General features: G+C 30.9%; 27 protein-coding genes and 1 CRISPR repeat array. Of the genes, 18 read left to right on the forward strand and 9 right to left on the reverse strand.

The genetic code is table 11. The features are described from left to right. The first annotated feature begins 53 nt into the window (after positions 1-53). Positions 54-801: a CRISPR direct-repeat array (repeat unit 30 nt; unit sequence GATTAACTTCAACATGAGATGTATTTAAAT). A gap of 144 nt (positions 802-945) precedes the next feature. Beyond that, positions 946-2,055 (forward strand): hypothetical protein, encoded by a 1,110-nt coding sequence (locus B3Z56_RS05555; RefSeq protein WP_346878406.1) that lies wholly within the window; start codon positions 946-948, stop codon positions 2,053-2,055. Positions 2,056-2,344: 289 nt separating this feature from the next. On the opposite strand, the gene B3Z56_RS05560 is transcribed toward B3Z56_RS05555, so the two are convergent. From B3Z56_RS05560 to B3Z56_RS05580, 5 genes are all read right to left on the reverse strand, one after another. After that, the gene (locus B3Z56_RS05560; protein WP_346877664.1) at positions 2,345-3,097 is read right to left on the reverse strand and encodes an ABC transporter ATP-binding protein; all 753 of its coding nucleotides are present in this window, start codon (positions 3,095-3,097) and stop codon (positions 2,345-2,347) included. Positions 3,098-3,107: 10 nt separating this feature from the next. After that, positions 3,108-3,941, reverse strand: a complete 834-nt coding sequence (locus B3Z56_RS05565) for an ABC transporter permease (RefSeq protein ID WP_346877665.1) — start codon at positions 3,939-3,941, stop codon at positions 3,108-3,110. 67 nt (positions 3,942-4,008) lie between these two features. After that, the gene (locus B3Z56_RS05570) at positions 4,009-5,151 is read right to left on the reverse strand and encodes an ABC transporter substrate-binding protein (RefSeq protein ID WP_346877666.1); all 1,143 of its coding nucleotides are present in this window, start codon (positions 5,149-5,151) and stop codon (positions 4,009-4,011) included. A 270-nt stretch (positions 5,152-5,421) separates the two neighbouring features. Then, positions 5,422-5,655, reverse strand: a complete 234-nt coding sequence (locus tag B3Z56_RS05575) for a BhlA/UviB family holin-like peptide (protein WP_346877667.1) — start codon at positions 5,653-5,655, stop codon at positions 5,422-5,424. 158 nt (positions 5,656-5,813) lie between these two features. Then, positions 5,814-6,836 carry a branched-chain amino acid aminotransferase gene (locus B3Z56_RS05580; protein WP_346878407.1) on the reverse strand — a complete coding sequence of 341 codons (1,023 nt, stop codon included), beginning with the start codon at positions 6,834-6,836 and terminating at the stop codon, positions 5,814-5,816. 253 nt (positions 6,837-7,089) lie between these two features. Between B3Z56_RS05580 and B3Z56_RS05585 the strand changes: the two genes are divergently transcribed. Continuing rightward, positions 7,090-7,305: a heavy metal-associated domain-containing protein gene (locus B3Z56_RS05585; RefSeq protein ID WP_346847135.1), complete on the forward strand. Its 216-nt coding sequence runs from the start codon at positions 7,090-7,092 to the stop codon at positions 7,303-7,305. A 152-nt stretch (positions 7,306-7,457) separates the two neighbouring features. Here B3Z56_RS05585 and B3Z56_RS05590 read toward each other — a convergent pair whose 3' ends face one another. Further along, positions 7,458-7,727, reverse strand: a complete 270-nt coding sequence (locus B3Z56_RS05590; protein WP_035130968.1) for a hypothetical protein — start codon at positions 7,725-7,727, stop codon at positions 7,458-7,460. A gap of 281 nt (positions 7,728-8,008) precedes the next feature. Between B3Z56_RS05590 and B3Z56_RS05595 the strand changes: the two genes are divergently transcribed. The 4 genes from B3Z56_RS05595 to B3Z56_RS05610 all read left to right on the forward strand — a co-directional run bounded on the left by B3Z56_RS05595 (position 8,009) and on the right by B3Z56_RS05610 (position 10,797). Further along, entirely contained in the window at positions 8,009-8,851 is an 843-nt protein-coding gene (locus B3Z56_RS05595) for a class I SAM-dependent methyltransferase (RefSeq protein ID WP_346847136.1), read from the forward strand. A 325-nt stretch (positions 8,852-9,176) separates the two neighbouring features. Further along, positions 9,177-9,476 carry a DUF2089 family protein gene (locus B3Z56_RS05600; RefSeq protein ID WP_346847137.1) on the forward strand — a complete coding sequence of 100 codons (300 nt, stop codon included), beginning with the start codon at positions 9,177-9,179 and terminating at the stop codon, positions 9,474-9,476. 2 nt (positions 9,477-9,478) lie between these two features. Beyond that, positions 9,479-9,775, forward strand: coding sequence for a hypothetical protein (locus B3Z56_RS05605; protein WP_346847138.1), 297 nt, complete (start codon positions 9,479-9,481; stop codon positions 9,773-9,775). A 98-nt stretch (positions 9,776-9,873) separates the two neighbouring features. Then, positions 9,874-10,797, forward strand: coding sequence for a hypothetical protein (locus tag B3Z56_RS05610; protein ID WP_346847139.1), 924 nt, complete (start codon positions 9,874-9,876; stop codon positions 10,795-10,797). 109 nt (positions 10,798-10,906) lie between these two features. Here B3Z56_RS05610 and B3Z56_RS05615 read toward each other — a convergent pair whose 3' ends face one another. The 3 genes from B3Z56_RS05615 to B3Z56_RS05625 all read right to left on the reverse strand — a co-directional run bounded on the left by B3Z56_RS05615 (position 10,907) and on the right by B3Z56_RS05625 (position 12,841). Further along, complete coding sequence (locus B3Z56_RS05615; RefSeq protein WP_035130962.1) at positions 10,907-11,575, reverse strand: RusA family crossover junction endodeoxyribonuclease; 669 nt, start codon at positions 11,573-11,575, stop codon at positions 10,907-10,909. Positions 11,576-11,708: 133 nt separating this feature from the next. Next, positions 11,709-12,266, reverse strand: a complete 558-nt coding sequence (locus B3Z56_RS05620; RefSeq protein ID WP_346878408.1) for a chromate transporter — start codon at positions 12,264-12,266, stop codon at positions 11,709-11,711. A gap of 11 nt (positions 12,267-12,277) precedes the next feature. Beyond that, on the reverse strand, positions 12,278-12,841 hold the full coding sequence (locus B3Z56_RS05625) for a chromate transporter (protein WP_346847141.1): 564 nt from the start codon (positions 12,839-12,841) through the stop codon (positions 12,278-12,280). Positions 12,842-12,955: 114 nt separating this feature from the next. Between B3Z56_RS05625 and B3Z56_RS05630 the strand changes: the two genes are divergently transcribed. The 12 genes from B3Z56_RS05630 (at position 12,956) to B3Z56_RS05685 (ending at position 23,931) form a co-directional block, all read left to right on the forward strand. Beyond that, entirely contained in the window at positions 12,956-13,837 is an 882-nt protein-coding gene (locus B3Z56_RS05630) for a LysR family transcriptional regulator (protein WP_346878409.1), read from the forward strand. 184 nt (positions 13,838-14,021) lie between these two features. Next, on the forward strand, positions 14,022-15,062 hold the full coding sequence (gene tsaD / locus B3Z56_RS05635) for a tRNA (adenosine(37)-N6)-threonylcarbamoyltransferase complex transferase subunit TsaD (RefSeq protein ID WP_346870760.1): 1,041 nt from the start codon (positions 14,022-14,024) through the stop codon (positions 15,060-15,062). Positions 15,063-15,380: 318 nt separating this feature from the next. Continuing rightward, positions 15,381-15,659, forward strand: a complete 279-nt coding sequence (locus B3Z56_RS05640; protein ID WP_346847144.1) for a CD3324 family protein — start codon at positions 15,381-15,383, stop codon at positions 15,657-15,659. A 129-nt stretch (positions 15,660-15,788) separates the two neighbouring features. Further along, a complete protein-coding gene (locus B3Z56_RS05645; protein WP_346877673.1) occupies positions 15,789-16,508 on the forward strand; it encodes an MBL fold metallo-hydrolase in 720 nt (239 codons plus the stop codon). 549 nt (positions 16,509-17,057) lie between these two features. Beyond that, complete coding sequence (locus B3Z56_RS05650; RefSeq protein WP_346847146.1) at positions 17,058-17,186, forward strand: CGGC domain-containing protein; 129 nt, start codon at positions 17,058-17,060, stop codon at positions 17,184-17,186. Continuing rightward, positions 17,180-17,776, forward strand: a complete 597-nt coding sequence (locus B3Z56_RS05655; protein ID WP_346877674.1) for a bifunctional transcriptional activator/DNA repair enzyme AdaA — start codon at positions 17,180-17,182, stop codon at positions 17,774-17,776. Before B3Z56_RS05650 ends, B3Z56_RS05655 begins: the two co-directional genes overlap by 7 nt. A 33-nt stretch (positions 17,777-17,809) precedes the next feature. Next, on the forward strand, positions 17,810-18,283 hold the full coding sequence (locus B3Z56_RS05660; protein ID WP_346877675.1) for a methylated-DNA--[protein]-cysteine S-methyltransferase: 474 nt from the start codon (positions 17,810-17,812) through the stop codon (positions 18,281-18,283). 33 nt (positions 18,284-18,316) lie between these two features. Further along, positions 18,317-18,988 (forward strand): response regulator transcription factor, encoded by a 672-nt coding sequence (locus B3Z56_RS05665; protein ID WP_346877676.1) that lies wholly within the window; start codon positions 18,317-18,319, stop codon positions 18,986-18,988. Position 18,989: 1 nt separating this feature from the next. Next, positions 18,990-20,003: a sensor histidine kinase gene (locus B3Z56_RS05670; RefSeq protein WP_346878410.1), complete on the forward strand. Its 1,014-nt coding sequence runs from the start codon at positions 18,990-18,992 to the stop codon at positions 20,001-20,003. Between the two features lie 212 nt (positions 20,004-20,215). Next, positions 20,216-20,983 carry an ABC transporter ATP-binding protein gene (locus tag B3Z56_RS05675; protein WP_346877678.1) on the forward strand — a complete coding sequence of 256 codons (768 nt, stop codon included), beginning with the start codon at positions 20,216-20,218 and terminating at the stop codon, positions 20,981-20,983. Then, positions 20,976-22,949 (forward strand): ABC transporter permease, encoded by a 1,974-nt coding sequence (locus tag B3Z56_RS05680; protein ID WP_346878411.1) that lies wholly within the window; start codon positions 20,976-20,978, stop codon positions 22,947-22,949. Before B3Z56_RS05675 ends, B3Z56_RS05680 begins: the two co-directional genes overlap by 8 nt. A gap of 481 nt (positions 22,950-23,430) precedes the next feature. Beyond that, positions 23,431-23,931, forward strand: coding sequence for a helix-turn-helix transcriptional regulator (locus B3Z56_RS05685; RefSeq protein ID WP_312654316.1), 501 nt, complete (start codon positions 23,431-23,433; stop codon positions 23,929-23,931). Positions 23,932-24,185 lie beyond the last annotated feature (254 nt).

Genomic DNA, 24,185 nt, shown 5'->3' on the forward strand with positions numbered 1-24,185 from the left:
ATGAGATGTATTTAAATCCTATTGTAAGTATAGTTTTAGGCATAGTAATTACAGATTAACTTCAACATGAGATGTATTTAAATTTGAATGGCTGAGGGTCAGAAAGAAATGTATCTATGATTAACTTCAACATGAGATGTATTTAAATATAAGCAGCAGTATAAGCAAGATTATAAAGATGACTGATTAACTTCAACATGAGATGTATTTAAATCCCATTAATCCAGTTCCATCAAAATCGGATGCGACGATTAACTTCAACATGAGATGTATTTAAATGTTATGATGTTATCAGTAATGGTATTAAGTGGAGGATTAACTTCAACATGAGATGTATTTAAATTGTACAAAGGTTTTATGACCTTTTGCATTAGGTACGATTAACTTCAACATGAGATGTATTTAAATAAGGCATTACATAGAGTTCCACTTGCAGGGTCTGGATTAACTTCAACATGAGATGTATTTAAATATGATGTATCTGGATATATCAACTTAGAGGATGGCTGATTAACTTCAACATGAGATGTATTTAAATTAAAAAAATAGCCTGTAATCTAGATAGCTAGACTAAGATTAACTTCAACATGAGATGTATTTAAATGCCATACCAGTTAGTAAATTAGTCCACGCTGACTTGATTAACCTTAACATGAGATGTATTTAAATGTAAATATTGGACAAAAGACCATTACAAAGATGATAGGATTAACCTTAACATGAGATGTATTTAAATTCTAGTATGGAAAATACGCTTAAATTTGCTATAGGGATTAACCTTAACATGAGATGTATTTAAATACGAATTTAAATTTATTTAAGGGGTTGTGTTAAATTGAATGGTATTAAAACTGAACTTTTATTAATATAAATGTTTAATCAATAAGTTATATAAGTTAATATTAAAGTAAGAAAATAATCATAAGATTAAGGGGATGGTTGCCAATGAACAACTCTTTATTTACTAAAATTAAATCATACATACCTACAGTTAAAAAGGATTCGAAGGAAGATTATCTTACGGAGTTATTTACCTTTATTTTAAATGAGGTTGATGGATTAGCTAATGCTTATTGCAAGTTTTTAGTTAGTAAGTTTAAAGATAAGGATGTCTTAATAAACCATCAAGAAGATGTTACCTTAGATACTCAAGTAAGTGTTAGTAAGGGGAGAATAGACTTACTAATTAGATCTGGAGATAAAGGATTTATATGTGAACATAAGGTGGATAGTGGTTTAGGAATTAATCAAATAAAAAAATATAAGGAATGTTCAAGTGAACTAGGAAGTGAAGAATTTTATACTGTTTTAGTAACAAGAACAAAATTACAACATACGCAAAAATCAGATATATCCTTAGTATGGGGTGAAGTTTGTGTTTTCTTAGAAAAATTTAAGGAAAGTAAAGATGAACTTAATCCTGTTAATGATTTTTTAGTAGAACAGCTTATACAATATTTAAGGGATCAAGGTCTTGGATTGTATGAGAATATAAAGGTTGAAGAAGTGTTATCAAATTTCTTAGCTCAGAGTTTTTTAGAAAAGGTTAGAGAGATTTTGTACATACCAACTATTGAAGAGCTTAGAGCAGAAGTTGGTGATTTAGAAATATTTAAAAGAGAAGATTTTATTAGAAAAAGACAAAATGATAGATGGGGAAGATGCGGTATTGAGTTATTTGAAAATTGGAGCCCTGGGATATTTGTAGGAATTATATTTGATCCTAAAGATCATAAAATAGAGCCATTAGATAAGGAAAAGGGACCTGATTTTGTTATATTAGTTGATATTTCAGAGGTTAAAAATAGAGCTGCTGTGGTTAATTCTAATAATTTTCAAGAATTAACAAGAAGACTAAAGGATAATAGTGGTGAATTTGATCTAATCCATACTGGTTTCAAAAATAAATACAGATTATTAGTATTAAGAAAGTCTTTTTTAGATATTATTCAAGATAGATACACTTTAGATGAACAAATTAAGGAGATAAAAAAAGTTACCTTTGAGGGATTAAAGTTAATGTTACAAGATGATTTATTATATAGTGCATTTTAATAATTTTTAAATAATACGAATGTAGCCTTAAAGAGTTGGACATACTATTAGTGTAAAAATAAAAACTTTAAATATCTATTCTATAAGGAGATGATAGCATGGAATTAATGATAATAGGTGCAGCTATGTATGTAGTAGCAAAGGGTGTTGAAATATTATTAAACATGATTTAATCTCAACAGTAAGAGCAATAAAAAAAAGGGGGCTGTCCCATTAACATAAGATAAATATGCTAACGTGACAGCTTTTTGTAGGTCCATAGAAAATTTGATGATATTTCATGTCTTATTTACTCTTCCTCAAGCATTTTCAGTATTTTTGCAGTTATATGAGCATATTCCACATTTCCTCTATCTCTAGGTCTATCCATATTAACATCAATAATGCTTCTAATATTTCCAGGGTTTTTGCCCATTACTACAATTTTATCAGATAGATAAACAGCTTCATCTACTGAGTGGGTTACGAATAGAATTGTTTTCTTATTTTTCTCCCAAATATTCAAAAGCTCTCTTTGTAATATTATACGAGTATAGGCATCAAGTGCTCCGAAAGGTTCATCCATTAAAAGAACTTCAGGATTATTAGCCAGGGCTCTTGCTATTGCAACTCTTTGCTGCATTCCACCGGAAAGCTCATAAGGATATGCATTTTCGAATTCTTCCATATTTATTAGCTTCAAATATTTTCTTGCTTCTTCAAGTCTCTGTTTTTTAGGTGCTTTTTTAAACTCAGCACCTAGAGCAATATTATTTATAACGTTTTTCCACTGGAGTAGAGAATAATGTTGAAAAACCATACCAATCTCAAAGGATGGCTTAGTAATCTCTTTGCCCTTGAAAAATACATTTCCCTTTGTTGCTTTTTCTAAACTGGATATAATTCTAAGTAGGGTTGACTTTCCACATCCAGAGGGGCCTACAATAGATATAAAATCATTTTCTTGGACTGATAGGTTTATATCTTTTAAAGCATGTACCTCTAGTGAACCCCCTGTAATAAATGTTCTGCTAAGATTTGATATTTCAATATAATTTTCCATACTATCACCCCTATCTTACTTTACTTTGCCAGGAAAAGTATTTCTTTTCTACGATTCTATAAATTCCATCAAGGCTTGCTCCTACAGCACCAATACAAATCATTCCTGTGATAACCAAGTCAGTTCTGCCGAGTTCATAAGCATGGGTTATTAAATAACCAACACCTGATAAGCTACCTGGAAGCATTTCTGCAGATACTAGGCAGGACCAAGCAATTCCGAGGCCTGTCCTAAGTCCTGTTATAATAGTTGGGGCAGAGGCTGGTAGGAGAATTTTAAAGAATATATCCCTTTCTGAAGCTCCAAGAACCTTTGCAGATTCTACTAGCGTTTTGGGAACAGTTCTAACAGCAAATATAGTATTTGTAAGTACAGGGAAGAAGGTACCTAAGCCGATAATAAACATCATTGAGAACTTAAAGTTATTTAAAAAGGCTTGGAGTTCTCCGCCCTCTATTTTAAAAACTGTTGAAAAACTTGCTACACCAAACCACGCCAAAACTAAGGGTACCCATGCCAGTGGTGGTATAGGTCTAAATATATTAATAAAATTATTAAATAAATTATATACCCTTGCCTTATATCCCATTAACAGACCTAATGGAATGGCAATAAATACACCTACAATATATCCAAGAAGTACTCGAGTTAAACTAACTAAGACATTTACAGGTATTGATCCAAGGCCGATAAAATCGTTTGTGGCATGAGCAAAGTTATCTAAAACTGATACTATTCTTGGCAAAATTACAGCATTATTAATCCTAAAGGAGAGTATATGCCATAATAGTATAAATAGAATAGGCACTAATAACTTCCACAATATTTTTTTTAGATGTTTCAAACCTTTAACCTCCCTCTATAAAAAAGCTTCCTAGCATAAATTAGGAAGCTTTTCCATAATGATAATTCTATTCTAAAAATCTAAAATCAAAAACTAGTTTCTTGACTTTTTCAAAATCTAATCCCTTTAGTTGTCCATTAAATTTATCCATCTCATTAAGTTTTTCCACATATATTTCTATACCCTTATACCAATTTTCTGATGGAGCTGTGAAGTATTTTATCTCACATTTATTAATGGTTTCTTCTGATACACCAATAACTTCTGCCATAATCTTTGACACTTCTCCATGGTGTTCAGTACAATATTTTGCGTTTGCAGCTACAAGCTTTGTAAAAGCTTTAGTTACCTCAGGATAATCATTGATAGCTTTATCTGTAGCAGCAAATACACAACATGGGAAGTCATTCCATTGACCGTTTTCTGGGAAGTCCTTCAGATTTAATGCTATTTCACCTAAACCTTTTTCTTCTGCAGCTTCAGGATGGTGTGATGGCCCTACCCAAGCATCAACTTGCTTGCTAGTTAAAGATGGCAATAGATTGTTTGAACCTTTAAGATCAACTAAAAGAACATTTGCTGAAGTATCACTTGGATTTTCAGTTACCTTTAACCCTTGGGCTTTTAAAACTGATTCAATTACTATTCTAGGTCCACTTACTGGTGAATGATAGCCAAGTTTAAGTGGTTGTTTTAAATCTAATATGTGTTTTTTTATATCATCCCAATTCTTTAAATTAGTGTTTGGTGGAAATACTAAGGCAATTCCATCACTTTGGAAAGGTGCTGCAATTTTTAATTTAGCTCCATTGTCTACAGCAGTAAGGAAAGCTGTATTTGATCCAAATCCATAATCCACATGCCCTTGACTCATAAGATTAGCAGTTTCAGATCCACCTTTACTAGGAACAAAATTTAAGATAGCTATTTTCTTACCATTTTCTAATAATTCAAATTTATCCTTAGAAAGTGGATTGAAATATACTCCAGTTTCTTTAAATAGCTCAGGTTTTTTTGTAGCAACATTCATTATACCTGTATGTAATTCGTTTCCCCAGCTCATAGTAAGCTCTGGTACCTTTTCATCAGATTTAGAAGCTTCTTCAGTAGAGGCTGGTGAGCTTGTATTCTTTGATGCTTTCTTTGAATCACATCCAAAAGCAAAAACAAGGATTGATAATGCTAATAATAAAATTAGTAATTTTTTCATAATATCCTCCTAAAAATAAATATTTACAAACAAGTAGAATTATATAAATATATAGCATTTAAGTCCAATTAAGTTTTTAGATAATAAAATCTTTATGTATTTGTTTTTATAATAGGTGAATCTGTAGTATGTATATTTAAACACTATTATTTAATTAACATTACTAATTACTTATATGAATTCAGCAACAAATATAAAATTAATCAATAGTAAGAACAATAAAAAATAAGCCAATGACATCATTAACGTCATTGGCTTACATTTTATTTATTACTTATTATTGGTTATAATATATTTTTTTATATCTTCAACATCTTTTTTTACTTCTTCTATTATCATTAACTTATCGGTTATTTTCGATATTATCTCTTGGTAGTTCTTTTCTCTTTCTTCTTGCTTTTCATCTCTTTTTTCTTGAGCTTTTAATATATAAAACAATAGAAATATGCTGAGAACTGCCCATATACCTTGCGATAGAGCCATTTTTAATATTTCAGCTTCCATTTGCTTTAGTATCCCCCCTTAACTTTAATCAAGATATTATTAAACTTTTACTCATGCTTAAAATATCCCTTATTACTATATATGCAGATGTGTTTATTAATGCAATCAGCTAAAGAAAGGCTCACCATAATCTTTTATGATGAGCCTTAAATATTATATTAAATTTCTACGTTGAATATCCAACCTTCTGGTGCTTCTATATCGCCAGCTTGAATTCCTAGTAAAGTTTCATAAAGTTTTCTAGTTACTGGGCCAACTTCTGTTTCGCTATGGAAAACGTGTTTGTTTTCTTTATGTTGGATTGCTCCGATTGGAGTGATTACAGCTGCAGTACCGCAAGCTCCAGCTTCTGCAAATTCACCTAAGTTATCTATTAATACGTCTCTTTCTTCTACCTTCATACCTAAGTTATGCTCAGCTAAGTATAATAGAGATCTCTTAGTTATACTTGGTAATATAGATGGAGATTTAGGTGTAACAAAGGTACCATCTTTAGTTATTCCAAAGAAGTTTGCAGCACCTACTTCTTCTATTTTTGTATGAGTTGCTGGATCTAAATAGATACAATCAGCAAAGCCTGCTTTAACAGCTTCTGCATGAGGTAATAAGCTTCCAGCATAGTTACCACCAACTTTAGCAGCACCAGTTCCCATAGGAGCAGCTCTGTCAAAGTCAGAAGTTATGAAGTTAACTGGAGCCATTCCACCTTTGAAGTATGGTCCAACTGGTGTAACAAAGATTCCAAATATATATTCCCTAGCTGGACGAACACCTACATTGTCACCTACGCCTATTACGTAAGGTCTAAGATATAGTGTTGCTCCACTTCCATATGGTGGGATAAGTCTTTTATTTGCTTTAACAATTCTTCTGCAAGCATCTAAGAAGAATTCTACTGGTACTTCTGGCATTAAAACTCTTCTACAGCTTTCATTTAATCTTTTAGCATTTTGATCAGGTCTGAATAAGCATACTTTTCCATCTTTATGAGTATATGCTTTTAAACCTTCAAAACATTGTTGTCCATAATGCAAGCATGTTGAACCTTGGCTAATTGTTATTTTATCATCTTCAACTAAGTTTCCTTCATCCCATTGTCCATCTTTATAATGAGAAATAAAATTAAAATCTGCCTTTAGGTAATCAAACCCTAATTCTTTCCAATTGAATTCTTTTTCCATTACCAAATCTCCCCCTAATAAAATTAACTTTTTTATTTGATTTTTTAATGTGTAGTTAACATAATCCTTAATTTTCAATGAAATCGTATACTTGCAAATTGAACTATGTAAATGAAATCGTATACTTTTATATGTTTAAAAAATTTAGAATTATGTGCCTATAATACTATACTAACACTTTTAAATATTTTATCAATAATTTTTCATGATTATATTAATACTATATGTATATTAATGAAAGGAGAAATTAGAAATGAAAAAAAGATTAACCGTTGAAGGTATGACTTGTGGAAAGTGTGTTACCAATGTTAAAACAGCATTACAAGGAGTTCATGGGATTGATAATGTGGATGTACACCTAAAATCTCAAATAGTAGTGGTTGATGGAACAGATTCTGTTAATGATAAAGAAATGAAGTGTGCCATTGAAGATGCAGGTTATATAGTAGAAAAAATAGAGCAGGATTAGCTTAAAAAAGTAATGGAATACCTTTTACCTTTAAAAATGCTTTTGCTTAAAGTTTAGCAAAAGCATTTTTTATTTAGCATAGTCTTAATAAGTTAATATAAGGTATCTTAATTTAAAAGAAAGTTTTAACAGGCTTTACGTATTACTGCAACTTAACCTATAGACACATCAATTACTTTAGCTACATAATCATCCATACCTGACTTTGCTAGTATAGTGATAGACTGTGGCGAATTGCTTGAAATTTTAGCACTATAAGCTTCAGCACCATTTACATCTAATTGTTCGGCTCTATTTATAGTTATTTTATTTTTATCCGCAACCTTATAATCCTCAAGAATATCTGCAACTCGATTTTCTAAGTCTCCAGTAGGGCATTCAAGTATTTTTATTCTGTCAATTGCTCTTTCAAGGTTTTCCATAGGTTTTTTCCTCCATTATTTTATTAAAAAGTCTATTGTATTGTAAATCGTAATTAGTATTTCCTATAATGACTTGCTTTATCAATGAATTTAATCAAGGGAACATTCTTTAGAGTGGGTAAAATCTCTGGAATAAAATGTTATGGGGTCAGACCCCTAGGAATAAAATGTAAGGGGGTCTGACCCCATTACAAAAATTACAATGTAAATAAAAAGGTATTATGGTATATATTGAAGAATAATATATCAGTATTATTTTAAGAAGACATGGAGGGATATTAATGTACAATCCAAATGAAATTAAAAGTTTTTATAACAACTATGGTGAGAGAGAATGGCAGAGGTTAGAGCTTACACCTTATGATAGGATTAATTATTATCTTCACATGGATTTTCTTAAGGACTATATAGGAGAAGGCAAAAAGGTTTTAGATGCTGGCTGTGGAGCAGGGAGATTTAGTATAGAATTAGCTAAACTAAAAAATAGAGTTACTTTATTTGATATATCTACAGAGCAGTTAAGAATTGCCGAAGATAAATTAAAGGAAAATAATTTGATGGCTTATATAGATGGGATTATAAATGGAGATTTAGCGGATTTATCAATGCTTGAAGATAATACCTTTGATATGGTGATTTGTTATGGAGCGCCTCTTAATTATCTTTTAGGGAATGTGGAAAAGGCTGTTAGGGAGCTGGTTAGAGTTACGAAACCAGGTGGACAAGTTCTAGTTAGTGTAAATAGTAAATGGGGAGTGATAAGAACACAATTAGGTAGGGAAGATTTTGATTATGTATCCTTCTTTGGAAAACCTAATTATTGGTATATACCTGAAGTTGTGGAAACTGGTAATTTACCAAAACATGAGTTAGTGTCTCATCCTGAAAGACATTTCTTTGAAGCAGAAGAGTTAGAGGCTTTGCTATCAACTTGTGGATTAGAGAATATAACCCTAGGCGGAAGTCCTTGTATATCTAGTGGGTTTAGGAAAGCTGTAAATGACATTGAGAAGGATAAGATAGCTTGGGAGACTTTACTTGAAATGGAACTTAAGTCTTATTGTAAGAGAACTTTAGCTGATAACGGAGAGTTTTTATTAGCTAGAGGTGTTAAGATGGAATAAAATGTAATGGGGTCAGATCCCAAGGAAATTATTATAAGTACTTTATGGTCTTGATTATTTTTTTAGGCCTTTGAAGAAAGATTTACTTAGAGGTTTTCCTATAGGCTTAGGAGCTGCGTTGGGTTGGTTTTTGATAGAAACTAGATTTTTTGTAGGGAAAATGGAATAGAATATTATAAGAGGTTGAGTTTTCACTCAACCTCTTATTTGTTATATATTTTTGAGTAAAGAAAATTAATTAAATTTATATTATGTTGCTTATTGATTTTAATATTATTTAGGTTATAATTAATATTATTAAACATAATATGAAAGGAAGGTTAAAATGGATATTGATAAAATACCACAATGGATACTTGCTTTAGAGCAAGAAGATGCAGGTTTTTTGAAAAATTTTGTGCTGAAATCTGGATCTTTAAAAGATATTGCAAAAATGTATGAAGTATCTTATCCTACTGTGAGATTGAGATTGGATAAACTGATTCAAAAAATTGAACTAAATGATAAGAAAGAAGAAGAGCCATTCCAAATATTTATTAAAGGATTGGCAGTGGATTCTAAGCTTGATTTGGAAACTGCAAAGTTAATTATTGACAAGTATAAGAAATGTTTGAAAGGAGAATAACCATGTCAGATATAAGTACTATTATTATTGCATTTGTAGTTGCAGGTGCACTCTTAGGAGTTGAATATTTTCTTGGTAAACAAAAGAACTGTTTATTAGGAGGGATTATACCTTTAATATCAGTGATTTTTGCAATATGTGTGTTTAGATTTACAAAACTAACACTTAGCTTTAGAAATTTATTTCCATTTCTCATATTAACTAATATGTTTTTGGCAGAATGGGAATATGGACGTAAGAGATACAAAAAAGAAAAAGAAGCTGAACTGGATAAAATGAAAGCTCAAGATATAAATTAATTATATTAAACCAGGGGTATAACCCTATGGTTATTTACATATTGTAGAAAAAAATATATAATTTAGATAGTTATAAATATAGTAAGGGAGTAAAAGTAATGTTAGATCAACGTGGTTTGAAGTCCGTAAGAAATTTTTCAGTATGTATGTTGTTAATAAGCATTGTAATTAATATAGTACTTGTACTTCGGCATTTTGGGTATGATGTTAATATGATTCAAGATTTAGGATATGAAATTAGTATAATCGAAGAAATAAATATAAAAAATTATGTTGAATTTTTCACTTTGCCTTTTGTGGCTACTGCTATTGCAAGTGCAATAAATAGAGCTAAGGATTTATCTCAAGAGGCTAAGGATGAGATGAGATCTAAAATGAAATTAATGAAATCAGGTACTATTTTCTTCATTTTATATATTCTTTTTTCTGCACTTATAATAAAGAAGTCATATTTTATTGTTGCCGCTTTTATAATGCTAGGAATTTATGTGAACCTAATATTTATTACAGAGAAAATTATAGTCTTAGGGTTGAATGACCATCAAATGAAGTGGCGAGCAGCAGTAAACGGTACGGACTATCCCGTGGAAGGTAGTAGTATATTTTGGAGATTTAAACCTTGGTTTATGCCTTTTGAAAGGGTGCCATTTAATAAAAGGAGTCTTGGATTATATAATATTGTTGTTATGGTTATATTTACATATACCCTAATAGAAAGTAAAATATCGGATATATTTGAGGTTATATTTTTTATAATTGTTCTTAGAGAAATCTTTTCTCTTATAGAGTATATCTTAGGATTATATACATCTTTAATAGGTGTATGCACTGGGGTGACAGAATCACAGGAGAGCAGAAATGGAAGCCAGTATTGGACTGTATATGTTACTGACTTTAAAAATAAAAGAGAAATTGCCTATAGAACTTATAATTATCCTTTTATCTCTCGAGGAGAAGAGGCTAAAGTTGTTCATGGCATGTTCTCTAAACGAGTAGTTCTCATTAATGGAAGAACAATTTAAAATTTATGGCTTTTGTAAGTTATAAAAGGTTGAGCATGTACTTAATAATTATAAGGACATGCTCAACCTTTGTTTAAATAAATTTATTACTTTAAATTCCTTGTGTTTTTTAGAATAGTTTTTTAAAGCAACTTTTACATATTAGAGTTTTCCCTTTATTGCAGGACATGATATTATCTTTGGAAACTTCCTTTAGACAAAGTTCACAGATTTGTTTAGAGCCTTTACTGGAAGATAGATTGTTATCTCCAGGGGAAAACTCTTTGCATAAACCTGAGGCACTATAGCTATCTAAGGTTTTATTTTTTTTGTTACTAGGAGGTTCATAATTTATTATGGGCTGTTTTTCTTCTAGCTTAACTATTTTATAATCCATGGCATAGGAACTTTCCCCAAAGAGTTCAAGTTCAAATCTTGGATTTTCTTTATCGTAAAATTCTTCTATAATAAGTCTTCTTACTTGGGCATCATTTATTATAAGGCCACTTTTTTCAACACCATCTAAAATACTTTTTGTTATGTTATTTGTGTCTGGATGACGTTTTTCACTTTTATAATAAACCTTAAGGACAGCTATAAGTGCCTCTGTTAAGGTTACACTTGGATTTTGAACCCTACATTCGTAGGCTATTTCTTCCTCGTATAGTGCATATCTATCATGATATTTTCCAGAGTTATATGGTAAAATAGCTCTGTTACTGCTATTGAAAAGTTTAAAGTTAGATTTAGAAATTGGTGATCCCTTTACCACAACTTTAGCATAGTTAATATCTTTCATTTTAATTCCTCTTTCTATGATTGTGTGATTAATTGTTTAAATAAATAACTTTAGTAAGTATATTATAACACAGGAACTTATGTTTGAACGAAATAATAATACTTTAGGTAAAGGTCAGATTATTTTATATAATTTAAAATAGTATTCCTGCAATACCTGAGAGTATCATCACATCCATTGGATTTATTTTAGTTTTTCTAAGTAGAAAGAGGCATACTACAAAAATAATTATAGATTTTATTTGAAGACTCATTTCTACCAAATTCCATGTTGAAGTTCCTAGGAAGGAAAGCATTAGTATAGTACCAGCAGAAGAAGCAATAAGTCCTATGGAAGCTGAACGAAGTCCTTTTAAAATATTTGAAATATTTTTTGATTTAGTATGATTTTGAAAAAAATTATACAAAAAAAGTGAGATGAAAAAGCCTGAAATAATACATCCTAAGGTAGCTACAAGGGCACCGAAAATCCCATTAATTTGAATTCCTACAAAGGTGGAAGTATTAATGGCTAAGGGACCAGGAGTCATTTGAGATATAGTAATAATATCCGTGAACTCTTGCATAGTAAGCCAGGCATGTTTCTCTACTACTTGCGCTTGGATTAAGGGAATAGTTGCATATCCACCGCCTATACTAAAGAAGCCTATTTGTAAAAAGCTAAGAAAAAGTTTAAAAATATAGTTATACATAAACCTTCCTCCTAAAATTTGTTTTTAAAAATGAGACAAAGGATAATGCAACTTACTAGAATAATCATAACGTTTATATTAAAAATAAAACTAGCTATGAAAACTACAGGAATCATTAAAGAGAGTAAAGCATTTTTTTCTTTTGTAACAGTCTGAATCATGGTTACTACTAAATCTACAATCAAAGCGGCAACTCCCGCTTCCATTCCCTTTAATATAGATGAAATAGTGGCATTATCACGGAAAAAGCTATAGCAGGTAGAAATTAAAGATAGTATTATAAGTGGAGGAAGTACAGCAGAAATACAGCTGATAACAGCACCTAAAAAGCCAGCTATGCGATATCCAGATAATACTGATAGATTTACAGCTATGGCTCCAGGAGAAGACTGAGCTATTGCTGCCATATCTAGTAACTCTTCCTCACCAAAGTATTGTTTTTTCTCGACAAAGTATTTACGAATCATAGGAATTACTACATAACCTCCTCCAAAGGTAAAGGCACTAATGAAGAAGTTAACTCCAAAAAGCCAAAGGCAAGTTTTATATTTTGAATTCTTATTTAAATAATTCATGGAACCCTCCTTTCTCTAAGTTATACAATTATATTACTTGTACATAGATAAATAAAATGATAATATTTTATGAAATACATTACTAAAAAGTAATGTAAAGGAGTGAGATTTATAATGAACTTGAGGCAGATGTATATTTTTAAAGAGGTATGTGAAGAGTTGAGCTTTACGAAGACAGCAAAAAAATTATATATGACTCAACCAGCGATTTCACATGTTATAAGTGATTTAGAAGCGGAGATAGGTGGAAAACTTTTTGAACGAATTGGGAGAAAAATTCATCTTACAGGAACTGGTGAAATACTACTACATAAAGTGGTGCGAATAATTGAACTTCATGAGGAGTTAGAGAATGGTTTTAAATATCAAGAGGAATTAGTAACTATTCGAATTGGATCTAGTATTACTATAGCTAATTTCTGGCTTCAGAAATGGATTAAAGAGTGGAGGCGAAAGTATGGAAGAACACCATTAAAGATTCAAGTGGATAGTGCTACTAATATTGAAGAAAAATTATTAAATAATGAAATAGATATTGCACTAATGGAGGGAGCTATTCATAATAAACAATTGATTAGTCATGAGGTTTCTTCTTATGAAATGTCAGTGATATGTTCCTCTAATCATGATTTTGCTAAAAGTGGAAGGTTAGAAATCGCGGCGGAAGAGTTTGCTGCACAACCACTACTACTTAGGGAAAAGGGATCTGCAATAAGAGATACCCTTGATAGTGCTTTATTACTTAAGCATATTTATGTGGATCCTATGATGACAAGTGTAAATTCACAAGCACTTATTCAAGCTGTAAAGTATGATTTTGGAATAAGTGTTATTCCAGATTTGCTGGTTATGCAGCAAGTTAAAGAAGGAGATATAGCAAAATTATCAATTAAGGATATTAGGCTTTTCAATTATAACTCAATTTGTTATCATCGAGACAAGTATCTATCCAAACCAATGCAGTGGTTCATTGATTGTTGTATAAGAATTAAGTAAAACATGTGTAATTACTCTTTAAAAAATGATAAAATGTATGAAGTAATCACATTTGTTGATATAATTGTATAAATGTGTGGATATATTATTTTAGCATGTGGATAAGTTTAAGTTAGTACCTTAAGGGTAAACTTTTAATATAAACTTTCATAGTGTGTAAATTATTTAAAAGTAGGTGAAAAATATGAAAGAAGCAAATGAAGTAAAAGAAAATTTTAAAATACTTGCTATAGAGTCAAGTTGTGATGAAACAGCAGCTTCAGTAGTAGTGAATGGAAGAGAAGTTTTATCTAATGTTATAGCTTCTCAAATTGATATACACAAAAAATTTGGTGGAGTTGTGCCAGAGGTAGCTTCAAGAATGCATATAGAGGCTATTAGTGCTGTGGTGGAAGAAGCACTTAGAGAAGCAAATCTGACTTTTCAAGATATAGATGCCGTGGGCGTTACCTATGGGCCAGGGCTTGTGGGAGCTTTACTTGTGGGGCTTCAATATGCTAAGGCTTTGGCTTATGGATTAAATATTCCCCTTATAGGAGTAAATCATATTGAAGGTCATATAAGTGCTAATTTTATTGAGCATAAGGATCTAAAACCACCTTTTATTACTTTAGTAGTATCAGGAGGACATACCTTTATTGTTCATATGAAGGATTATGGCAGCTTTGAAGTTCTAGGAGAAACTAGAGATGATGCAGCAGGGGAAGCCTATGATAAAGTGGCTAGAGCTATTGGACTTGGATATCCTGGTGGACCTAAAATTGATAAGATTGCTAAAGAGGGAAATGAGGACGCTATTAAGTTTCCAAGGGCAAATTTCCATGATAAGACACTAGATTTCTCCTTTAGTGGAGTTAAATCAGCAGTACTTAACTACTTAAACTCTCTTCAAATGAAGGGTGAGAGCTATAATCAAGCTGATGTAGCTGCTTCCTTCCAAAAGGCTGTGGTAGATGTATTAGTAGATAATGCTATGAAGGCTTGCAAAGAGAAACAAGTAGATAAAATAGCTATATCTGGAGGAGTTGCATCTAATTCTTATCTTAGAGCAAAGCTTATGGAAAGAGGAGAAAAGGAAGGGATAAAAGTTTTATTCCCAGCTCCAATTTTATGTACAGATAATGCAGCTATGATTGGAAGTGCTGCTTATTATGAGTATAAAGCTGGTAGAATTGCAGATTTAACACTAAATGCAGTACCAAATTTGAAGTTAGGACAAAGATAGGCATAAAGATTTAAATTTAGGATTTCAAATGTTGAACCGTATCGTAAGTAAGTGAGGTTTTTACTAAATAGAAACTAATGAATAATTAGTATTTAGAGTTTAAAATTTAGTAAATATATAAATCAATAGTTAGTAGAAAAGAGATGAAAAACTTGACACAAAAACTAGTTATTGCATTAAGCTCCAAGCAAAGACTGTAATAACACAGAACATATTTTGTTAGGAGCTGTTTTAAAAGAGAGATTTAATCAAAATAGTTTTGTGCAGTTTTTGCTTTAATATTTTTAAAAATATAAATATTAAATAGGAGCAAAGACTATGAAGTATAAAAATGCACAAAAGATATTACCTAAGGAAATTATTAAGATAATTCAACAGTATGTTGATGGAAGTTATTTATATATACCTAGAAAAAATGAAAATAGAAAAAGTTGGGGAGAGAATAGTGGGTTTAAAAATGAACTAATAGAAAGAAATACACAAATTTACAATTCATTTAATAATGGAAGTTCAGTTAAGGAATTAGCAAATAAATATTATCTTACTCAAAATAGTATTAGGAAAATTATTAGGGAATATAAAATGTATTATAAATAAAGCATGAGAGCATGTATGCTTATGGTTAGTATGTGGGAATAAATAATACATAAATATTTATAGACTAACTACATGTTTTAAATACATGATACTATTTAAGTGACTAGATTATTATTAGGAGTGATTAACATGAGTAAGATAAATATATTAGAAGTGTCTTTCAAATTTGGTGACAAAAACGATACTATTTACCCTGTAATGTTAGAAGATGAAAATGAGATGGTATTAATAGATTGTGGATATCCTGATTTTCTCAGATTGATAGAGGATGTTGCAATAAATAATGGAGTTAATATAAAAAATTTATCTAAAATAATTATAACTCATCATGATTTTGACCATATGGGAGCGTTAGCAGAATTTAAGAGACAATATCCTAGTATACAGATATTGGCATCTGAAGAAGATGCACCATATATTAATGCTAGTAAAAAATCGTTAAGACTACAACAAGCTGAAAGTATATATGATTCTTTAACAGAAAAGGAAAAAGAGCAAGCTAATTATTTTCATAAAATCCTTGAAACAGTAGAAAGTTGTAATGTAGATGTAACATTAAAAGATAAAGATTATTTAGAGTTTTGTGGAGGAATTGAAATAATAGCTACACCTGGACATATGCCAGGTCACATATCTATTTATCACAAAGAAAGTAAATCATTAATAACTGGAGATGCTTTGGTTGTAGAAAATGGAAATTTAGATATTGCACTACCTCAGTATACTTTAGACATAGAAGAGGCTAAAAGGTCTATTAAAAAGTTTTTAGATTATGATATTGATAGAATAATATGTTATCATGGTGGAATATATGAAAATGAGATAACAAAAACACTTAAAAACATTTAATATTAAAAAATAAAGATTAGAAGGTTTATTTTGTTTTAGGGATATTGGATAAAATTTATATATAAACTATGAATCTTAAAAAAGTGCTAATCTTGCGAGGATAGAGCACTTTTTTTGCTTTTAACTTCTATATAAAGACCAAGGAATCTAATCTTAATTCTTATATGATGTATAAAAAGATTATGTTTTAGAATAATCTAATTACATAAATAACTGATATACACTTTATCAAAGTATCGAACATATCCAATACCACACGCTAAGTAAAGAATTGTAATCTATGATTTGGTGTGAATCACTTACTCCTATGAACGTATGTGAATAGTGAGCTTCCGCTATGTAGAATATATACACAAGAATAGAATGTAAAAACTACATTTGCTTGTGATACGGAAGCCGTACCATAAATGACGTAGACTCTTTCGAGTACCTGAAATACCTTAGTGAAAACACTTAAAATTAGATAGCAAAATACAGGAAGAGTTATACTTTTAGTAATGCTAGAATCAAAATATAAAATAAACTTTTACGAGGAGTGGAATTATAATTATGAGTAAAATTGGTATTACTAATTGCTATAACGAAAGTAAGGAATGTACTAGCTGCGGGTGTTTTAAAGCCTTTAATGAAAGAGTAGCAGCTTTTGAGAATTATGTAAATGCTTTTAGGAGATGGTAGTTATACAAGGAAACATAGTAATATCTGAAGATGAGAAATGGAATGCAGTAATAAGTTGTAATAAGTATTATGATGGGTTATTTTACTATGCTGTGAAAACAACAGGTATTTGTTGCAGACCTTCATGTAAAGCTAAGACACCATTGAAAGAGAATATACTGTTTTTTAATAGTGTAGATGATGCTATCAAAGAAGGTTTCAGACCATGTAAATTATGTAGGCCTGATATAAAGGAACATAATTTTGAACCGAATAGAGAATTAATTGAAAAAGTAAAGGAAAAGTTAATCCAGAATTATAATAAACCAATTAAATTCAGGTTTATTTCAAAGGAATTTGGTGTTAGTATTAGTCATTTAACAAGATTATTTAAAGAATATACAGGACTAACACCTAACGAATATGTATCACAAATAAGAATAAATAAAGCGATGCAGCTTCTAAGTAAAAGTAATGATACTATTTTAGAGATTGCATACGATGTAGGATTTAAAAGTCTTTCTAATTTTTATAAATGTTTTAAACAAAATGCAGGTATTGCTCCTAAGGAGTATAGAAAAAGAAATAGTATAAATGAGATAAAAGTATAACGGATGATAAAAATTTTATTAGGAGGTGTTTGTATGATTAAAAAATATTATGGTTATTATAATTCGCCTATTGGAATATTAGAAATAATTTGCTCTGAAGATTCAATACTATCAGTTATGTTTGTGGAGCAAGAAAAGTCCGTGATGAATAAAGGAAATGAAATATTAGAAAATACTATTGCTCAGTTAAATGAATACTTTAATGGAAGTAGAAAAGCATTCGATTTAAAGGTTTCATTAAATGGTACTGATTTTCAAAAGAATGTATGGAATGAATTATTGAAGATTTCTTATGGGGAAACCTTATCCTATAAGAGCTTAGCGATTAGGGTAGGAAATGAAAAAAGTGTTAGGGCAGTGGGAAGTGCAAATAGTAGAAATAAAATATGGATAATAGTACCTTGTCATAGGGTTATTGGAACTAATGGAAGTTTAACTGGATATGCTGGTGGCATAGATAGAAAGCAATGGCTTTTAAACCATGAGAAGAATATACTATCGATTTAGAAATATTAGAAAGAAAAGTAAGGTGAGCAATAAATGTATAAAATTCTAATAGTAGAAGATGATTTGATAATTGCTAAAACAGTGAAGAACCACATAAGGTCTTGGGGATTTGAGGCAGAATGTGTGACTGATTTTAAGGATGTACTTGCTGCATTTGTTTCCTATAGTCCGCAGCTTGTTCTTTTAGATATTACCTTGCCATTTTTTAATGGCTACCATTGGTGTAGTGAGATTAGAAAGGTTTCTAAGGTTCCTATTATTTTTATTTCATCAGCCTCAGATAGTATGAACATAGTTATGGCTATGAATATGGGGGGAGACGATTTTATTGCAAAGCCTTTTGACCTTAATGTGCTGACTGCAAAGGTACAGGCTTTATTACGTCGAACCTATGATTTTACAGGACAGACTAACTTGCTTGAGCATAAAGGTTCAATACTTAATATAAGTGATGCTACCTTAAATTATCACGACAGAAAAATTGAGCTTTCAAAGAATGAAAACAAGATACTGCAGATTCTTCTCGAAAATAAAGGCAAGGCTGTGTCTCGGGATACCATTATGACAAGGCTTTGGGAAACTGACAGCTATATCGATGACAATACCTTAACCGTTAATATAACAAGACTTCGCAAAAAGCTGCAGGAGGTAGGACTGTCTGATTTTATTACGACCAAAAAAGGTATAGGGTATATGGTGGAATGATATGAAGAAAACAGAGGTTTTTAAGTTTGTGATTTCCTATTTTAAAATGCGTGTTAAAGGAATTATTCTATTAGGTTTGTTTTGTATCACCTTTGCACTTGTATTTTCTTTATATAATCTTCCTGTAGAGCCAGTAGTTTATGCTAGTGTACTATGTGCATGCACAGGTATTATATTCCTTATAATAGATTTTATAAGGTTATATAATAGACATAAATTGCTTCAAGACTTAAAAAGTAGCATTACCTTAAGCTTTGATAAACTCCCTGAGCCTAAAGATATAATTGAAAAGGACTATAAGGATCTGCTTACTATCCTCTATAGCAATAATATTCAGATCGCCCATAGTGCAGATATGAGCCGAAGTAATTTAATAGACTACTATACTTTATGGGCGCATCAAATTAAAGTACCTATTTCAGCAATGAGTCTAATTCTTCAGTGGTCGGAAAGTGAGCTAAACTCAGAGCTTTCTATGGAGCTTTTTAAGATTGAGCAGTATGTAGAGTTTGTGCTGCAGTATCTAAGGCTTGAGAGCATGTCTTCTGACCTTGTGTTAAAAAAATACAGTCTCGATGATATAGTAAAGCAGGCAGTACGAAAATATGCAAGGATGTTTGTAAGAAAGAAAATTAAGTTAGATTTTGAAGAATTAAGCTGTGAGGTTTTAACGGATGAAAAGTGGCTGGTATTTGTCATTGAGCAGATTCTATCAAACGCATTGAAGTATACTAAAGAGGGAACTATTTCAATATACATGGATAATTACAGTGAAAAGACTCTTGTCATAGAAGATACGGGTATTGGCATAAGGGAAGAAGACATAAATCGTATATGTGAAAGAGGTTTTACAGGCTATAATGGTCGATGGGATAAAAAGTCTACAGGCCTTGGATTATATTTATGTAAGCAGATTTTAAGTAAGCTATCTCACAGCATAGCTATAGACTCCAGGGTTGATGAAGGGACAAAAGTAATGATCAATCTGGCAACAATTGAAGTGCAAATAGAATAAGATTTTGATGCAGCCTTACAACTGTGTAAGGTTAAAGGAAGAAATGTAAGCCAAAGTTAAGGCATACATTTCTTCCTTTTGTTATACTGAACATGATAAGAAGTTAGGATATAACAGTACTAAATAAACTTTACGGGTATATTAAGTTAAAAGTGCCTAAAAGGGAACGAGTAAAGCAGACTATTCAGTGTTTAGAGTGAAAGGAGAAAATTATGTCAATATTAGAAGTAAAAAAACTTAAAAAAACATATATCAGCCGTTTTGGTACAAACCATGTTCAGGCTTTATCCGATGTGTCCTTTTCAGTTGAAAAGGGTGAGTACTTAGCTATCATGGGGGAGTCTGGATCAGGTAAGACTACCCTTTTAAATATTATTGCAGCTCTAGATAAGCCCTCAAACGGCGAGGTAGTGCTGAGTGGTATAAGCAGTATGAATCTTAAGGAAAAGGAAATTTCTAAGTTTCGTCGTGATAATTTAGGCTTTGTGTTTCAAGACTTTAATCTTCTTGATACCTTTTCTTTGCAGGATAATATATTTTTGCCCCTTGTTTTATCTGGTAAGTCCTTTAATGAAATGAATAATCGTTTAAAACCTATTGCAAAGAAACTTGGAATAGATGATATTTTGCAAAAATATCCTTATGAGGTTTCTGGAGGTCAAAAGCAGAGAGCTGCCGTTGCTAGGGCATTAATTACTAATCCCCAGCTTATTCTTGCAGACGAGCCTACTGGAGCATTGGATTCTCATTCAAGTGATGAGCTTCTTCACTTGTTTAATGATATAAATAAAGAAGGAGAAACCATAATAATGGTTACTCACAGTACTAAAGCAGCCAGCCATGCAAGCCGTGTGCTTTTTATAAAAGATGGAGAGGTGTTTCATCAGCTATATAGAGCTTCCATGTCCCAAGAAGAAATGTATCAAAAAATTTCCGATACACTTACTATAATTGCTACAGGCGGTGTAAAAAATGAGTAAGATGTTCTATCAAAAGCTAGCTGTAAATAATATTAAAAAGAATGGAAAGACATATTTTCCATATATACTAACGTGTATAAGCACTATTGCCATGTTTTATATCATGCATTTTATATCAGTAAATGATGGATTAAACAGTATGTCTGGGGGAAGGGAACTTAAAATAATACTCAATTTAGGCACTTATGTTATTGGTTTTTTCTCAGTGATTTTTCTTTTTTATACAAACAGCTTTCTTATAAAGAGGCGTAAAAAAGAGCTGGGTTTATATAATATTTTGGGTATGGAGAAAAAGCATATTGCTAAGTTGTTGTTTTGGGAAACCCTTTTCGTGGCAATTATAAGCATGATATTGGGACTGATATCTGGAATTGCAGTAAGCAAGCTTATGTTTTTAATACTTCTTAAGATTTTACAATTTAAGGTGCCAATGGGGTTTATTATATCAACTAACTCCATAGTTAAAACAGTTATTCTCTTTGGCTTTATTTTTGTTTTAACTCTTATAAATAATATGAGACAAATTCATCTTGCAAAACCTGTTGAGCTTCTTAAGGGAGGTCAAGTTGGTGAAAAGGAGCCAAAAACAAAGTGGATTCTTACTTTAATTGGAATTCTCAGCCTTGGAGCAGGCTACTATATTGCCTTAACTACAGAATCACCTCTAGCTGCACTTAATATGTTCTTTCTGGCAGCAATTCTTGTTATGATAGGAACTTGGGCTTTATTTACTGCAGGAAGTATTGCCCTTTTAAAAATCCTTAGAAAAAATAAGAAGTTTTATTATAAGACCAATCATTTTATAAATGTGTCTGGAATGATTTATCGTATGAAACAGAATGCAGTAGGGCTCGCTAACATTTGTATTCTTTCAACTACTGTTTTAGTGATGTTATCTACAACAGTGTCGCTGTATATTGGTATGGAGGATGTGCTTAGAACAAGATATCCAAGAGATATTTCAATAAGCGCAAAAAATATATCAAAAGAAAAGGCAGAAATGATTAATAATATTATAAAAGAGCAATCAGACAAAGATAATATTACTTTGAAAAATATAGTTAAATACCGATCTTCATCTCTAGCTATGATACAAGATAAGAATTATTTCACAGATAATGGCAGTGATTTGGACGCAAACAATTTAGGCTTCATAGAGTTTGTACCACTAAGTGAATATAATGACTTGGAAAATAAATCTATTACTTTAAAGGAAAATGAAGTGCTGCTCTTTACTTATAGAGGAGAAATAGCCGAAGACAGCATTAATATTTTAGGCAATGAGTTTAAAATAAAAGAACGTATAAATAGCATGACAGTGGATGGAATAGCCTCCGCAGTAGTTACTAATGGCTACTTTATTATCGTACCTGATGAAAAGACAATTGAAAAAATATATGCTTCTAGCACTCAGGATGATGGCAAAATGGAGGATTTATCTTATTACTTTTCCTTTGATACTGATGATAATGCGGAAAAGGAAATTGCTTTAACTAATGAAATTAATAGCAAAATAAAGCAATTATCTATTGATGCACGTTGTGAAGGCTTGGAAGAATCCAGAGAATCCTTCTTTTCTCTATACGGAGGACTTTTCTTCTTGGGGATATTCCTTGGAGCACTATTTATTATGGCTACGGTGCTTATTATATACTACAAGCAGATTTCAGAAGGCTATGATGATAAGGAGCGCTTTGAAATTATGAAGAAGGTTGGCATGAGCAAAGAAGAGATTAAAAAATCAATTGGTAACCAAGTGCTTATGGTGTTCTTCCTGCCAGTTGTAACAGCAATTATTCATATTGCCTTTGCCTTCAAGGTTATCGTGAAGCTTCTTGCAGTATTAAATCTTACTAATGTTACATTGTTTGCAATCTGCACAGCAGGAACAATTTTTGTCTTTGCTATTTTCTATGCTATTGTTTATTTTCTCACTTCACGAGTTTATTATAAAATTGTCAGCTGATTTGATTTTTAGTTAACTTTCTTATTAGATATATTACAATAGGAAGTTGAGTGGATAAATATCACTTGCAACTAAAAAAGTCATGAATTAATAACTATGAAGGATTTGGCATACAGAACCAAAGTTATAAGTATTAACGTAGATACTCAAAAAATAAACTGCAATTAAATAATTTTAAGTTAAAAATCGCGTAATTCAAGAAAGTGAATTATGCGATTTTTCGTAATACTACTAACGGATGTACTAAAAGTATTATCATCTGCAACTGATACGGAGAACTGTATCACAAATAAGTGAGTAAAGAGTTGATATGTAAAGTTAAAATGTGTTAAGTAATCAAATTCACCATATAAAAATGATATTACAAACAGTAATAAATAGTGAAATTACTATATTCTACTTATATTCTATATACTCTACCTTTGGTGGGTTTGAATATAGTAGCTTTTGGATTATCATATTATTAAAGGGAGGTGTTATTATGGATACACAAAAAATTGGACGATTTATAACAGAAGCTAGAAAAAATAAAAAAATGACTCAAGCAGAGTTTGGAGAATATCTGAATGTAACTGATAAAGCAGTTTCAAAGTGGGAATGTGGTAAGTGTATGCCCGATAGTTCATTATTTGAAGAAATAAGTAAAGTGTTGGAGGTTTCAGTTAATGAATTGCTAAAGGGTGAATTTATTGAACAGGAAAATGAAGAGGTGGAAAATAATAAAAATACAATTTTATTACTTAGTGAAATTCAAAAGCTAAAAAGAAATGAATCATTAGTTGGGGGATTATGTGCATTATTGATATCATTTATTACAGTAATTTATTCTGGAATATATAAACCAGGTATAAAAGCTTATGAACAATTTTTTGCTGGATTTATTAAAGCTATCAGTGCAGGTTGTCTTGTTATAGGAATACTTCTTATATTTAATGTATGGGTAAAGTACTCAATAAGAAATTCAAATAAAGATAAGAGATAATCGTATTTAAAATAATATATAAGAAGTTAAAGGTTTGAGAAAATAAAGTTTTGACAGGTAGGCTTTAAAATAAGTCTACCTTATCTTCCATGAATAAACCTTTATTTTACAATAAATCATTTATTTGGTACTATATTAGTGTATAAGTTACAAGGCATCTTCAAAAAATAAATAAGTCAGAATGTTCGTCTATTTTGTGTTATACTGCGTCAACAGAACCCTTAGATAGTGCTACTATCTGCGGAACCTGTTTC

This window comes from Clostridium sp. UBA7791, assembly GCF_002480755.1.
Taxonomy (GTDB): Bacteria; Bacillota; Clostridia; order Clostridiales; family Clostridiaceae; genus Clostridium_J; species Clostridium_J sulfidigenes.